Source organism: Mycobacterium sp. G7A2 (genome assembly GCF_041902445.1).
Classification (GTDB): domain Bacteria; phylum Actinomycetota; class Actinomycetes; order Mycobacteriales; family Mycobacteriaceae; genus Mycobacterium.
The window spans coordinates 84,459-98,480 of the sequence record NZ_CP169251.1; the positions used below are offsets into that span (position 1 = coordinate 84,459).

The following is a 14,022-nucleotide window of genomic DNA, read 5'->3' on the forward strand; positions in this document are numbered from 1 at the left end:
CACCACCTCGTCCCGGTCAGCGTGCCGTCGTTCGGGATCGTCAGGAGTCGCTGGGCTGTGCGAGGTTCCGCGGGTGCACGACGGCCACGGCTCCCGCAGCCGGGGCATTGGCGATTCCTCGGGAGCGGGGGCGCTCATCCGGCTCCGACGTGGGTTCGAGTGTGTAGGTGCGCAGAATCTCGCGCAGCGTGATGAGCATTTCGGTGTTGGCGAACGCCGCGCCCACACATCGACGTACCCCGCCCCCGTACGGAATCCATGAGCTGGTGTCGGGTTTGGTCTCCACGAAGCGGGCCGGATCGAAGCGGGACGGGTCGGTGTAGTTCGCCGCGGAACTGTGCGACAGCGCGATGCTGGCGATGACGGTGTGCCCCGGGGGCAGGACCCATTCGCCCAACCGGGTGCGGCCCTTCGTCACCCGCAGGACGCCGGGAATCACCGGTCGACTGCGTTGCACCTCCCACACCGTGGCCTGCAGCAACTCCGAGCCCCCTGCGTCGACGTCCTCGACCAGCCGGGACAGGACGTCGGGGTGGCGGCGGAGCCGCTCGACAGCCCACGCCAGCGTGGTGGCCGTGGTTTCGTGGCCGGCGGCCAGCAGTGTCTGCAGCTCGTCGATGATGTAGTCGTCGGGGATCGGTTGGCCGCTGTCGTCTCGGGCGGCGACCAACATGGCCAGCACGTCGGTGCGTGCGTCGAGATCCGGAGCCGATCTGGCGCGGTGGATGAGGGTGCCGATGAGCTCGTCGCATTCTCGGCGCATCCGTTCCAGTCGGCCCCACGGGCTCCACCGCCCGAGGTCGCGACGCAAGGCAGGGGGCAGCACCGTGAGCCGGGAGGCGAGCAGGACCGCCGGCGGGAGTAGCTCCCGCATGGCCGCCAGCTCCGGCCCTTCGGCGCCGAACACCGCGCGCAGGATCGCGTTGAGGGTGATGCGCATCATCGACGGCAACGTGGCGAAGGGCGTCCCCACCGGCCACGTCGACAGCTCGCGGGCCACTTCCTCCTCGATGATCTGCTCGTAGACTTGCATCCGCTTGCCGTGCAGGGGTGGCATGAGCAGTTTGCGCCGGGCCAGATGCGGTTCACCGTTGAGGCTGAACGTGGAACCCGGGCCGATGACGTCGCCGAGGTTGGTGATCGTCTCGACCAGGTCTCCTGCGGTGAACAGTTCCTTGATCAGATCGGGATCGCTGAGTACCACGCTGTCTCCGAAGAGCGGCAGCGAGGCGGTGAATGCCGAGCCGTGGCGCCGGCGGGCGAACTCGAGCGCACGTGGTCGGTTGAGCAGCATGGCCGCGCCCTGGACGATGCGCGGAGCCGTCGGACCGGGTGGCAGCCGGACGGGGTCGAGTGTCGCGTGAGCCATGAAGCCTCCTTTGGTACACCAGTGTACTAGCCTTAGTACACCGGTGTACCACACAGCGCCGTGATGAAACGGCGAACCGGGTATCGCGGGCTCGCCCCACCATCGCCCGCGCTGCCGGGCCTACCATCGACCTGGCAGAAGGGACGCGGGTTGAACGCAGTGGACGAGCGCGCACGCGCGCGACCGGACGGAGATGTCGCTGGCGTATACCGACGCCGCCTCCTCGACGCGATGGCGGAATCCATCGCCGAGGTGGGGTATGGCAGCACGATGGTGGCCGACGTGGTGCGGCGTGCGCGGACATCGAAGTCGAAGTTCTACGCGGAGTTCGAAGACCGCGAGGCCTGCCTCCTCGCGCTGTTGTCCGAGACCAATGACGCCAACCTCGCGGCCGTTGCCGCCGCGGTCGACCCCTCCGCGCCATGGCAGACCCAGGTCCGGCAAGCGGTCGAGACGTGGTTCGACTGGTCCGAGCGTCGCCGCCATGTGACCCTCAGCTGGATCCGCGATGTCCCCGCGCTCGGTCCCGCGGCACGTTCGCTGCAGCGTGACGCCATGGACCGTTTCGTTCAACTGGTCCAAACGCTCAGCGACACCGATGAATTGAAAGCCGCGGGCATCAGCCGGATCCCCCAGGCACGCGCGGTGCTCCTGATCGGTGGCCTCCGGGAACTGACGGCACACACCGTCGAACGCGACCGACCCTTGGCCGAGGTCACCGAGGAGGCCGTCCGCAGCAGCATCGCGCTGATCAATCCATCGATCTGAGGCACCGACCGGCACCCGGGGTTTCGGCGGTGCTGCCCCGTCCGTGGGTTGGTACACCGTGCGGATTTCGGCGCTCGACCCCAACGACTTTCGCGACTTCCGCGCTGGCGAATCGGACGCCGACGCGCTCAGCCGAAACCCAGCAATGGCCGAGCGGACGAGAGGCCGATCACGCGTGCGTCGATCGCGCGGCGTCGTCAGGTGGTGGCGTCGATCGCGGTGACGGTGATGTCGAACTGTCCCTGCTGTTTGTCGAGAATGTAGACAGCCAACTGGTCGATGGTTGACGGATCCATCGTCGGGGGCGCGTCGGGGGCCGGCTTGAGCCGCTTGCCCACCGGCTCGAATTCGTCGAGGGGAAGGTCGTAGATCCGTGGGACGCCCGCCTCGGTGGGGAAGCGTTGGATGTAGGACCATGGCTGCCCCGCGATGCCCACCTTCACCATGTACGTGTGGCCGTCGCCCTCAGCATGAACACGAAGCGCTTTCGCGCCTGCGGCTCGCCGCCCGATGTCCGGGTTCTGCGGGCTGCGGGCCGAAGCGAATCCGCCGTTGTTCTCCAGCGAGATGACCCCGGAGAACATCAGGCCACCGTTGCCGAACGCAATGCTCGACGTCGACATGCCGCCCATGACCGGGTCGTTCACCGTGGTCCAGGCCGCCACCTCGCGGGCATCCTCGAGGTCGACGAGCGCCACGGCTCGCCCGGACGCGCCGGCTGTCGCCGTCGGCTCCGTCGTGTCATCGGCGGGCGAAGGCCCCGCCTTGCCGCACGATGCGACCACGAGTGCAACCCAGATGAGCATTCCGACCAGCCGACCAGGCCTCCGGGTAGACGCAATGTCGCGCTGAGCGTTCCGGCATGGATATATGTGCGCCGCGCCGCTCTCAGGGTGACAGTGTGGTGAGCACCGGCCCCGGTCGACGGTGTCGCCACGTCGCCGACCTAGTGCCGGAGTCAGCATCGGCCGGGATCCGCGGCCATCTCACGGTTGCGCATGGGCATCCCGTCGATCACGGCGAAAACTGTTCGGAGCCTGGGCACGTCGTTGACGCGCCACTTCTCGCCGCCGTCCTTGCCGATCAACACCACGGTGAAGTCGGTATCGCCGACGCCATATCGGCCCATCAGCTGTTGCGCCTGTTGGGTGTCGATGACCTGACCGTTGAGAGTGCTGGTGCCCCCGCCGACCACGACGCCGACCACCATGTCGCGATCCAGCACGTCGCAGCGATCGGCGTCGATTCGGCTCAGGGTTTCCACCAGGCGTGGATCGCTGTTCGTCGGAGCGAACAGCAACAGCGGGCGGCGTTCCCAGCGGTAGTCACCGAGTTCAGCAGCGACGGCCGTACCCGATCCGAGGCCGGCGCTCGCCACCAGAGCAGCGAAGAGAAGCGTCCACCGCATCGCACCGCGTCTGACAGCCATAGTGCTCAACCACTCTACCGACGATCAGATCTTCTCCGCCTCGACGAGGTCGTGCGGTACCACCGAGAATCTCCGGCCGGTGGGGCGCAAACCGACGTCGGTGAACAGCGCCGACAGCTCAGCCTCCGAGCGCAGACGTCCGCCATCCCGCTGCGTCAGCGTGTGCAGGTCGATCAGCGGCGAGAACGGATTCGGGCGATGACGTTCCTGGAGGTATTCGGCCACCACGAGCTTCGCGCCGCTGGGCATGCTCGCCGCCACCGCGGCGAGGATCTTGCGGCAGCGTTCGTCGTCCCAGTCGTGCAGGACATCTTTGAGCAGGTAGACGTCGGCGGTGGCGTTCACGGCGCGAAAGATGTCACCCTCGACGCAATCGATCCGGTCGGCGACACCCCGGTCGGCGAGGAACTGCTCGGCTTCGGCGATCATTCCGGCACTGTCGACCAGGACACCACGCAGAGTCCCGCCGGACTCGGCAACGACCGTCGACAGCAGCGTTCCGATCCCGCCCGCCACGTCACACACCACGGCGTCCTTTGGCCAGGGGTAGACCCGTGCGATGGCGCGGGCACTGATCTCGGTGGCTTGACGCATCGTCGACGCGAACACGCGTTCTTCGTCGGGATGCTGGGCGTACCACTCCCAGACCGACGTGCCGTGCACCATCTCGAACGAGCTGCGGCCGCTGCGCACGCTCTCGGCCAGCCCGCCCCAGGCGTCGACGGTCGACCGCATTCCCTTGTAGCGCATCCAGGCCCGTAGTGACGCGGGATGGTCGCTGCGCAACACGGCCCCGGTCCGGGTCAGCGTCACCACCCCCGTGCGGCGGTTCATGGTGCACAGTCCGCACGCGACCGCGCCGCGAAGCAGGCGGTGCGTGGTCTCCGCGTCGCAGTCGAGTCGGGCGGCGATCTGCTGTGCGGTCATCGGTCCACCGGCGAGAACGTCGGCAATGCCGAGTTCGGCGATGGTGGCCGCGACCTGGACCCCGCCGACGCCCTCGCCGAGATCGAGCATCGCGATCTGGGGCGGCACGAGTCGGTCCGCGAACTGCTTGAGGCGGCGCCGCAGGGCGAGGGTGGCCAGCACCACGGGGAGAGGCGTCGATGGCATCCGTGCAGGCTAGCCCGTGGGGAATCCTCTGATCGTGCGATTAGGGCCGCGTCGGGACCCGGGCTGCTGGCCGAGGTGAGTCCGACTCGGCCAGGGACGTGTCGACGCGCGCTTTCACCGCTCCGTCAAGTCGCTCACTGCTTCCAGACACCCCGCTGTGCGTTCCCGGACTTCTGCTCGCGAATATCGCGCACCCCGGCCGATCTGGTCAGCCCACACCATGGTTTCGCACGCCGTTTGCGGTGAGGTGCCGTCCTCGACGAAGTGCACAACTCGCCGCCCGAGCTCGTAGCCCTGCTGGAACGAGTCTCCCTCGTCGCGACCCCGGAGGACGTGCACCCCTGCCAGGCCGATGCCCACGGTCAGCAACGCAAGAACGACGAAGACGGCGATCCGCTCGGTGCCACCGAGCGGAATCCTGGCTGTCGCAGAAGCGTCAGGTCGCGGGCCGGTGGAACGAAAGTGCAGGGTCCACTGCTGTCCATCCCACCACCGAGGCGACCCCGACCCGGACGGATCGGGGTACCAGCCGGGTGGTGCCTCACCTGGCATCACGACCTCCCCCCAGGCCCGACCGATTCGCGAACTCAGCCTAACGGCCGGGCGGTACGTCTCCGATCACCATGTGTGGGGGATTCGTCACCCCGGGGCCCGATCACCGATTCGGTGGAGGCGTTAGCTTGGGGACGATGACATCGACACAGCGGCGTGCCGGGTCGTGGGTGCTGGTGCTCCTGGCGGTGCTGCAGGCGGCGATGACCGTGGTGCAGTTCTCGGGCGGCGACTCACCCGGCGGGCGCGGCGTGGATCTGCTGGTCAGTCCCGCGCCTTACGCCTTCGCCGTCTGGGGCGTCATCTACCTGCTGTGCGTGGTCCACGCCGTGGTCGTGGTGCGAAACGGCACCGCGGTCACCGATCAGGCGGCATTGGTCACGCCCCTGGCGGCGCTGTACCTGGCCTCGGCGTCGTGGTCGGTGGCGTTCACAGTCGGCAACTCCTGGCTGACCTTCGCCGTCCTCGTGGTGATGGTGGCTGCCGCGCTGCGCGCGCTGTGGGTGGCGATGAACCATCCGCTGCGCTCGGGCGTGCGCCGCTGGGAGGCGCGTCTGGAGAGTTTCACGGTCGGTTTGTACTGCGGCTGGGTGACCGTCGCAGTGTTCGTCAACCTTGCCTCCGCCCTCGGCGACCAGGAACTGGCGGATCCGGCGTCGGTCGGTTGGCAGGCTGTCGTCCTGGTCTGCGCGCTTGCGGCGGTACTGGCGGCCCTGCGGCTCGGGCGAGGTTCCGACGGCGTCGCGGTGGCCGCGGTGTGGGCGTTGGTGGGAGTGGTCGTCAACGTGGGTAGCCAGTCGGTGCTCTTGGCCGTGACCGGCGGTATCGGTATCGCCGCGGTGCTGGCGATGTGGCTGAGAACAGCGCCAGCAGGGGGCAACTCCCGTCGGGTGGACATCGCCGGGGCCACTTCGTAACCTGTCCCAGACCTGTGACCGGGATGACACCGGCCTCTGCCGCGAAGGATGGTGACGCTGCGCATGACGTCAGGACGCTGCGCACTCCGGCGCCTGACGTACGGTTTCGCGGCCGCGATCCTGACCGTGGCGGTGACGACGGTCGGCGTCCACGCGGACCCGGCTTCGGACGCGGTGTCCCGGCTCGACGAGCTGTCCCGCGAGGCGGTGCAGACGCGCCAGGCGGTGACGGACGCGCAGCGTGACGTGGACGCCACACTGGCGGCCCAGGCCGCGGCCGACGACCGCCACCGCGCCGAACTGCGGGCCCTCGAGCAAGCGAACTCGGCGCTGCAGCCATACCAGCAGGCCGTCAACCGGGTCGCAGCGATGACGTACATGGGTGGCCGCACCGATCAGTTGGCCGCCGTGCTCAGCGCAGCGTCCCCGCAACAACTGATCGACGAGCTGTCTCTGCAACGCGCGATGGCTGCGGAGATGGCCGATCAGATGAACGCTTTCCGGGCAGCGCGCGAACGCGCCGCCGCGGCCGCCCGGGCCTCCGAGAAGTCGGCCGCCGACGCCCGAGGGGCCGCCGAGCAGGCGGCAAAGGTGCGAACCGAGTTGCAGGTCAAGTGGACCGGTCTGCAACAGCAGATCCTGGCGGCCGAGGCGCAGTATGCGGCGTTGACGCCACCCCAGCGGGCTGCTGTCGACAACGCCGCCGCCGTCCTCCCGCCCCCGCCCGCCGCGCCCGCCCCGGTCGACCCCCCGATCGCGGCGGTACCGGCGCAGCCGCCCGGCCTCCCCGAGTCGCTGCCGGTGGGTGTGGCGAACGAGGCGGGGCTGCAGCCCAACACCATCCTGGCGGCCCGAGCCGTCAGCGCCAGGTTCCCCCAGATCGCCGCCATCGACGGCGTGCGCCCGGACTCCAAGCCCTGGCATCCGAGCGGCCTGGCGATCGACATCATGATTCCCAACTCCGCAAGCCCCGAGGGCATCGCGCTCGGGGACGAAATACTCGCCTTCGCGATGAGCAACGCGGCCCGGTTCGGGCTGCAGGACGTGATCTGGCGCGGCACGTACTACACGCCGGCCGGTCCGCAAGCCTCAGGCTACGGGCACTACGACCACGTTCACATCACCACGACGCCCGGGTGAGCTGCAGCGCTCAGGGGTGAAGACTCCACTGGCCGCAGTCCTGGGCCAGCACGTCGTTCACATCGACGCGGATGCCGCCGACGATCGGGCCGGGATTCGAGGCGGTGTCGATGATGCGTTGGTAGAGCACTGCTGCCGGGTAGATCTGACCGCGAGACCAGGATCGGGTCTGCCATGCCCACACGTGCCCCGGTGACAGCGATCGCCCGATGACTCCGTCGGCCGCGGCCCACTGGCAGGTGTTGACGCCGCCGTAGACGCCCGTGCGCTGCGCGCCCAGTACGGAGTTGATGCCGCGAAACCACGGCAGTGCCAGGTCGTTCCATGCGGTGCGGTCGATGTCGTCGTCGACGCTGAAGAAGATCGGTGCGCTGCGGCCGCCGCCTGCTGCGGTGTGCAGCGCCCATGCGGTGCGCGCATCGGCGACCCCGCCGGCATAACCCCGGGTGAAGTCCGACGGCGCCGTCCCGCCGGGCTTCCCGTACTGGTAGTTGCTGACGATGGCCAGCCCCGCGGCGTTGAGCGAGCGGGCATAGGGCAGGGTGATCGGCTTGGCGCCGAAGTTCGATCCTGGTCGTGACGTGGAGACGTAGTTGATCACACCGGCATGGCCGGCGGCGCGGATGTCCTGTGCCGGTATCTGGCGCATGGCGTAGTCGATGAGCGTCGGCAGCGCTGCGGACGCCTCGGGCGCTCGGTGGGTGGACGCGGCGCCGAACCCGGCGAGCGCGGACATGGCGGCCGCGATGCGCAGTGCTTGTCGCCGGCTTACCGGGCGCGAGCGCTGCTCAGCTCTGGCCCATGGTGTCTCCGGCACGGCGGGATGTTAACAAAGTGACAGCTGTTGATAGTGGCGCCACGCCGCGGCGGCGGACGTCGATCACAGCACCTGGGTACGACACCGACCGCCGCCGGCTGTACTGCACGGACCGGCGGCCGTCCGGAGAGAATGAGCGGCGGGCCTCCTCGCCTCGTCCGCCCAGCAGGCCCGATTCACCGCCGCGGCGTCGGCCAGTCGACCGGCGATTCGTGCAACGACGACAGATCGGGTAACGGTTTTCGGCACAGAGCCTGCGCCTGCTTCGGCGTCATACCGAACATGCGCAGCACCTTCTCGGTCATCTCGTCGACCGTGGCGTCCACGTCCCGTTCGGGACGGTCACGCAGCAGTGCGCCCAGACCGAACAACGCACCGCCGGCGACTGCGAGGCCCAACTCGGGATCACCGATCGTGAAGCGGCCCTGCTCGATCGCCGTGGTGATGTCTCGCTGCGCGCGGGGAGACAGGCCGCGTTCGGACAGGATCAGCGAGCTGCCATTGGCCAGCAGCAGCGCGGCCTCCTGCGGGCGGTGTCGAAACAGCCGGCCACTGAGGCGGAATCTGGCCGCGAAGGCCTCCGCGGGGTCGGTTGTCGATGACGTGAGACCGTCCAGCAGAGCCCCGAACCTGTCGAGGGCGTCGGTCACGGCAGCTTCGAACAACTCCTCCTTGCTGCCGAAGTGGTTGTAGAACGAACCCATTCCGACGTCGGCAGCTTGAGTGATCTCCAGGACCGGTACGTCCATTCTGCTTCGGGCGATGAATCCCTGGGCGGCACGGATGAGGGCGGCCCGGGTCCGCATCTTGCGCCGTTCCAGCCGGTTGACCGGTTCTTCTGACCGCTCGCGGCTCTCGCGCTCGGGCGCATCCATGGCAGGCAGAGTACCAGCAGGAGTCAATTCTGAGGATTTCGTCAGAAACTCTTGACTGACGCTTCGATCGCATGTGACGATTTCGTCAACCAATGAGAGGTTGTGGTTGTCCATGTCGACTACGGAGACGCCGATGTCCGGCGCGCACACCGACCTGCACGCTGAGCGGGGTGCGCTGCGCGGGGAACACGCGGGCCGCTCCCGCGACCCGGTCATCCGCATCGCCGACATCGCGTGGCTCGAGTTCGACAAACCCGACCTGGTCCGCGCCGAGGCGTTCGCGCGGGCCTTCGGGTTCGGTGTCGCGCTGCGCTCCCCGCAGGAGTTGCATCTTCGCGGTACCGAGGCCGGGGCTGCGTGCGTCATCCTGCGACGAGGACCGCGCACCCGCTTCGCCGGTGCCGCTTTCCGCGCGGCCGACGAAGTGGACGTGCTACGGCTCTCGGACAAGCTCGGAGTGCCCGTGCAACGGCTGCCGGAACCGATCGGCGGACTGTCGGTGCAGCTGACCGACCCGAGTGGCAACGCCGTCAAGGTCGTAGCCGGAATGCATGAGCTCCCGGCGTATCCGTCGCAGGCGCCGCAGGTGGCCAACACCGGGTGCGGTGATGCGCGCATCAACGCCACGGTGCGGCCGCCGCGCGTTCCGGCGCGTGTGCAACGGCTCGGACATCTGGTGCTGCAGTCGACCACCTACCGGCGGACCCTCGACTGGTACCTGGACACCCTCGGCATGATCGTCAGCGATTTCCTGTTCTTCCCGGGCCAACGTGACCGGGGCCCGGCCATGAGCTTCATCCGTTGCGACCTCGGGTCTGTTCCCGCCGACCATCACACCCTCGCGCTGGCGCTCGGCCCGGCCGATCGATACGTCCATTCCGCCTACGAAGTCTGTGATCTCGACGCCCTGGCCGCCGGTGGCGAGTACCTCCACGACCGCGGTTACGTCCGGTCCTGGGGCATCGGCCGGCACATCCAGGGCAGCCAACTGTTCGACTACTGGCGGGATCCTGACGGCTTCCTCGTCGAGCACTTCGCCGACGGCGACAAGTTCGACAACTCGCTCGAACCCGGGTGGGCCCCATTCACGGCGTCCGGGCTGGCGCAATGGGGACCGCCGGCGACCAGCGACTTTCTCGATACCAGCCCGCGCGCAGCGCGTCATCAGCTCACCTCCATGCTCACCGCCCTACGCCACGACAACGAATTCGACCTGAACCGCCTCATCGGCCTACTGAAAGTTGCTGCCTCGTGACCGTTTCCGTTCTCCGCACCGCCGACGCCTGGTGGGTGCAGACCCCGACCGGCGCAGCCAAGATCTCGACCACGGCGACCAGTACCGGTGAACTTCTCGCGGACCGGGCCGCGGTCGACGCGGCCGCCGCCTCCGAGGGGACGGTCGCGGTGGACGATCTGGACCTGCTGTCGCCGGTGACTGCGCCGTGCCGGGTCGTCGCGCAGATGACGAACTTCGAATCCCACGTAGTCGACTCCGGGATGGACCCGAAGACGGTGCCGTTGACCTTCTTTCGAAAGTCATCAGCGTCGATCAGCGGCCCGCACAGCGAGATCGTGCGCCCGTCCCACGTCACACTGCTCGATTACGAAGTGGAGATCGGGTTGGTCGTCGGACGAGATGTCCCGGTCGGCACCAGCCTCACCGACGCCAATCTCGCTGACTACATCGCGGGCCTGACGGTCACCAACGATGTGTCGGCCCGCGACATCCAGCTGCCGCAAACCCAGTTCTACGAGGCGAAGTCCTATCCGACATTCACGCCCGTGGGTCCGGCCCTGGTGCTGCTCGACCCAGCGGAGTTGGCCCGCTTCGGCGATCTGCGGCTGCGCTTGAGTGTCAACGGTGACGAGCGGCAGAACTCCGTCGTCGACGGAGACATGCTGTATCGGCCATTGCAGGCCTTGCAGGCGCTGACGCGGTTCCAACACCTCAGTGCCGGCGACCTGATCCTGACCGGCACGCCGTCGGGCACAGCGCTCAAAGCGCCGCCGAAGCCGATCGAGCTGATCGGCAACCTGTTGCCGCCGGCGGTGAAATGGAAGGCGTTCTTCACCCGGCAGGCGAAGAACCCCAACTACCTTCAGCACGGTGACCGGATCGAGGCGACGATCGCCACCGACGACGGTGCCATCGACCTCGGTGCGCAGCGGCTGACGGTACGACACGCATGAGTTGCGTCGTCCCGGAGCCGCTCCGCGCCAGCGTGCCGTGAGTGCGGGAACCGGGCCCACCGCCGACAGCCAGCACGTCTCAGTGGTGATCGTCGGCGGCGGACCCACCGGAATCACCGCGGCGACGCTGCTCGCCCAGTACGGCGTCGACACCATGGTGCTGGAGCGCTGGTCGCAGGTCTATCCCCAGCCCCGCGCCGTGCACCTGGACGACGAGGTCTACCGCATCCTGGCCCGGCTCGGCGTCGCCGACGAGTTCGGCGTCATCTCCAGGCCGGCCCGGGGGCTGCGCCTGGTCACCCGTGACCTGGCCGTGCTGGCGGAATTCAACCGGGACAGTGCGGTGACCCCGAACGGATTCCCGGCCGCGAACATGTTCGACCAGCCCGCGCTCGAAGAACTGCTGCGACGAAACCTGAAGCGGTACCCGTGCGCCCGGCTGCGGCCGGACACCGAGGTGCTCGGGATCACCACTGCGGTGTCAGGACGACCGCGCCTGCAGGTGAGGGACCGGACGAGCGGACATGAGTCGGTCGTGACGGCGGACTACGTGTTGGGCTGCGACGGCGCCAACAGCGTCGTGCGTGACGCGATCGGTTCGACGATGCGGGACCTGAAGTTCGACCAGCGATGGCTCGTGGTCGACGTGGAGACGACGGTGGACCTGCGCCAGTGGGATGGCGTCCACCAGGTTTGTGACGAGCAGCGCGCCGCAACCTACATGCGCATCGGCGACGCTCGCTACCGCTGGGAGTTCGCCCTCCTCGACAACGAGTCCGCAGACGAATTCGCCTCGTTGGCGGCACTGCGGCCTCTGATCGCTCCGTGGACTCGTCACGTCGGCGATGCCGAGCTGACGATCATGCGGGTGGCCGAATACACCTTCCGCGCTCAGATCGCCGACCGTTGGCGCTCAGGGCTGATTTTCCTGCTCGGCGACGCCGCGCACCTCACGCCGCCGTTCATCGGCCAGGGCATGGGTGCCGGGCTGCGCGACGCGATGAACCTGGCATGGAAGATCGCGGGTGTGTGCCGCGGGGAGCTGTCGGCGGACGTCCTCGACAGCTATCAGCAGGAGCGGAAACCACACGCACGGCAGATGATCGCGCTGGCCCTGAGAATCGGTCGCGCCATGACCGCGGGTGGTCGATTCGGCTCGGCCGTCCGACGTCTCGTCCTGCCCAAGCTGCGGCTGGTACCGGGCGTCCGCACCAGGATCACGAACTCCGAAACCCCTGCACTGCGGCGATCGAGGATGGTGAAACCCACCGTCACCACCCGTGGAGTCGTCGGACGGCTGTGCCCGAATGCCCGCTTGCACAACGGCTGTCGGATCGATCAGGAGCTCGGCAGCGGCTTCGGCGTGGTGACAGCAGCACCACTGACACCGCAGCAGCAGCGCACGGTCGATGAGAGGGGAGCGCACACCGTCACCGTCTCCCCGGGTTCGGAGCTTTTCGACTGGCTGCGTGACCGGCACGTGACGGCCGTCGTCGTTCGACCCGACCGCACGGTCATGTGCGCCGGGCGCGATCTGACCGCGCTGTGCCGGGCGTTACCGACATTCCGGGTCGATCATGCGCCGGCCGTCAGGGCCGGCAGCGGACCAGGGGACGTCCCGACCGAGTGAGAGGCAACCTGTGATGACCCGCCCGAAAGATGCTGCGCTGTACCGGCCGAGCATCTACAGCAGATCGGCGATACTCGATCCTCACCCGCACTACCGGGCCCTGAGGGCGCTCGGGCCCGTGGTGTGGCTGGCCCGGCACCGGCTCTACGCCCTGCCCCGCTATACCGAATGCAAAGCCACCCTGCGTGATGACGGTCTCTACCGGTCGGGGCACGGGGTCGGCGCCAACTCGGTCGCGAACCGCCTCTCCCGTGGCACCACGCTCAACAGCGACGACGCCGAGCACAACCGCCGCCGAAAGCTCGTGGCCCACCGGTTGATGCCGCGGGCACTCCGCACCTTGGCTGACAGCGTCGAGCAGCAAGCAGGAATGGTCGTCGAAGCAGCTGTCCGCAAAGGAGATGTCGACGCCGTCGCCGAGATCGCGACAGCCCTTCCGGCGGCTGTCGTCCCCGATCTGGTCGGCTGGCCTACCGATCAACGCGACAAGCTGCTGGATTGGGGCGCAGCCACATTCGACATCCTCGGGCCGCTGAACTGGCAGGCGGCCAAGGCGGCGCCGCGGGCCCTGCAGATGCTGCGGTTCGCTCGCCGTGTCGTCCGCGAGCGCATGGTGATGCCGGGCAGCATGGCCGATGAGCTGCTCGGCGCGGTCGACGACGGAACCCTACCGGCACACGAGGTGCCGCCACTGTTGGTCGATTACATCGGCCCCTCCATGGACACCACGATCAGCGCCATCTCCAGTGCGATCCACCTGTTCGCCACGCACCCCGAGCAGTGGGAGCTGGTGAAGAGTGACCCGACGCTCATTCCCAACGCGGTCAACGAAGTGGTCCGCTACGCGTCGCCGCTGCGCGCGTTCACGCGCAAAGTGCTGCGCGCACACGTCGTCGCCGGTACGCACATCCCGGCCGGCGCCCGGGTACTGGTGCTATACGCCTCGGCGAACCGCGATGAACGCGAGTGGGCAGCGCCGGATGTCTTCGACATCCGCAACGACGCCGGCCGGCACGTCGGATTCGGCAATGGCTCACACGCGTGCGCCGGGCAGGGGCTGGCTCGACTGGAGACCACTGCGATCCTGCGCGCTCTCGTCGACCGGGTAGCGCGAATCGAGATGTCCGGTGCGCCGACGTGGGCGGTCAACAACATCATCCACCGTCACGATCACCTTCCGGTGCGACTCATCCCGGCATGACGGGTGACGAGCTGAGTCGAT

General features: G+C 68.2%; 14 protein-coding genes. 7 read left to right on the top strand and 7 right to left on the bottom strand.

The features are described from left to right. Positions 1–40: 40 nt before the first annotated feature. Positions 41–1,369 carry a cytochrome P450 gene (locus ACEWX3_RS00380; protein ID WP_374158399.1) on the bottom strand — a complete coding sequence of 443 codons (1,329 nt, stop codon included), beginning with the start codon at positions 1,367–1,369 and terminating at the stop codon, positions 41–43. Between the two features lie 159 nt (positions 1,370–1,528). Here ACEWX3_RS00380 and ACEWX3_RS00385 point away from each other — a divergent pair, with 159 nt between their 5' ends. After that, positions 1,529–2,137 carry a TetR/AcrR family transcriptional regulator gene (locus ACEWX3_RS00385; protein ID WP_374158400.1) on the top strand — a complete coding sequence of 203 codons (609 nt, stop codon included), beginning with the start codon at positions 1,529–1,531 and terminating at the stop codon, positions 2,135–2,137. A gap of 197 nt (positions 2,138–2,334) precedes the next feature. Here the strand turns inward: ACEWX3_RS00385 and ACEWX3_RS00390 are convergent, their stop codons facing one another. From ACEWX3_RS00390 to ACEWX3_RS00405, 4 genes are all read right to left on the bottom strand, one after another. Then, positions 2,335–2,943, bottom strand: a complete 609-nt coding sequence (locus ACEWX3_RS00390; protein WP_374158401.1) for a CIA30 family protein — start codon at positions 2,941–2,943, stop codon at positions 2,335–2,337. Between the two features lie 152 nt (positions 2,944–3,095). Further along, positions 3,096–3,566 carry a DUF4174 domain-containing protein gene (locus ACEWX3_RS00395; protein ID WP_374158402.1) on the bottom strand — a complete coding sequence of 157 codons (471 nt, stop codon included), beginning with the start codon at positions 3,564–3,566 and terminating at the stop codon, positions 3,096–3,098. A 24-nt stretch (positions 3,567–3,590) separates the two neighbouring features. Next, positions 3,591–4,679 (bottom strand): methyltransferase, encoded by a 1,089-nt coding sequence (locus ACEWX3_RS00400; protein ID WP_374158403.1) that lies wholly within the window; start codon positions 4,677–4,679, stop codon positions 3,591–3,593. Between the two features lie 114 nt (positions 4,680–4,793). Then, positions 4,794–5,231 (bottom strand): DUF2510 domain-containing protein, encoded by a 438-nt coding sequence (locus ACEWX3_RS00405; RefSeq protein WP_374158404.1) that lies wholly within the window; start codon positions 5,229–5,231, stop codon positions 4,794–4,796. Positions 5,232–5,368: 137 nt separating this feature from the next. Between ACEWX3_RS00405 and ACEWX3_RS00410 the strand changes: the two genes are divergently transcribed. After that, positions 5,369–6,148: a hypothetical protein gene (locus ACEWX3_RS00410; RefSeq protein WP_374158405.1), complete on the top strand. Its 780-nt coding sequence runs from the start codon at positions 5,369–5,371 to the stop codon at positions 6,146–6,148. A 63-nt stretch (positions 6,149–6,211) separates the two neighbouring features. Next, on the top strand, positions 6,212–7,288 hold the full coding sequence (locus tag ACEWX3_RS00415) for a coiled-coil domain-containing protein (RefSeq protein WP_374158406.1): 1,077 nt from the start codon (positions 6,212–6,214) through the stop codon (positions 7,286–7,288). Between the two features lie 10 nt (positions 7,289–7,298). On the opposite strand, the gene ACEWX3_RS00420 is transcribed toward ACEWX3_RS00415, so the two are convergent. Further along, positions 7,299–8,024, bottom strand: a complete 726-nt coding sequence (locus ACEWX3_RS00420; protein ID WP_163679737.1) for a DUF1906 domain-containing protein — start codon at positions 8,022–8,024, stop codon at positions 7,299–7,301. A 257-nt stretch (positions 8,025–8,281) separates the two neighbouring features. Beyond that, positions 8,282–8,980, bottom strand: a complete 699-nt coding sequence (locus ACEWX3_RS00425) for a TetR/AcrR family transcriptional regulator (RefSeq protein ID WP_374158407.1) — start codon at positions 8,978–8,980, stop codon at positions 8,282–8,284. Positions 8,981–9,092: 112 nt separating this feature from the next. Here ACEWX3_RS00425 and ACEWX3_RS00430 point away from each other — a divergent pair, with 112 nt between their 5' ends. From ACEWX3_RS00430 to ACEWX3_RS00445, 4 genes are read left to right on the top strand one after another with little or no spacing between them, the layout of a single operon-like run. Further along, positions 9,093–10,235 (top strand): VOC family protein, encoded by a 1,143-nt coding sequence (locus ACEWX3_RS00430; RefSeq protein WP_374158408.1) that lies wholly within the window; start codon positions 9,093–9,095, stop codon positions 10,233–10,235. Further along, a complete protein-coding gene (locus ACEWX3_RS00435) occupies positions 10,232–11,170 on the top strand; it encodes a fumarylacetoacetate hydrolase family protein (RefSeq protein WP_207066204.1) in 939 nt (312 codons plus the stop codon). The genes ACEWX3_RS00430 and ACEWX3_RS00435 overlap by 4 nt, the downstream gene beginning before the upstream one ends. A gap of 37 nt (positions 11,171–11,207) precedes the next feature. Next, the gene (locus tag ACEWX3_RS00440; RefSeq protein ID WP_374158409.1) at positions 11,208–12,800 is read left to right on the top strand and encodes a bifunctional 3-(3-hydroxy-phenyl)propionate/3-hydroxycinnamic acid hydroxylase; all 1,593 of its coding nucleotides are present in this window, start codon (positions 11,208–11,210) and stop codon (positions 12,798–12,800) included. A gap of 13 nt (positions 12,801–12,813) precedes the next feature. After that, positions 12,814–14,001, top strand: coding sequence for a cytochrome P450 (locus ACEWX3_RS00445; RefSeq protein WP_374158410.1), 1,188 nt, complete (start codon positions 12,814–12,816; stop codon positions 13,999–14,001). Positions 14,002–14,022 lie beyond the last annotated feature (21 nt).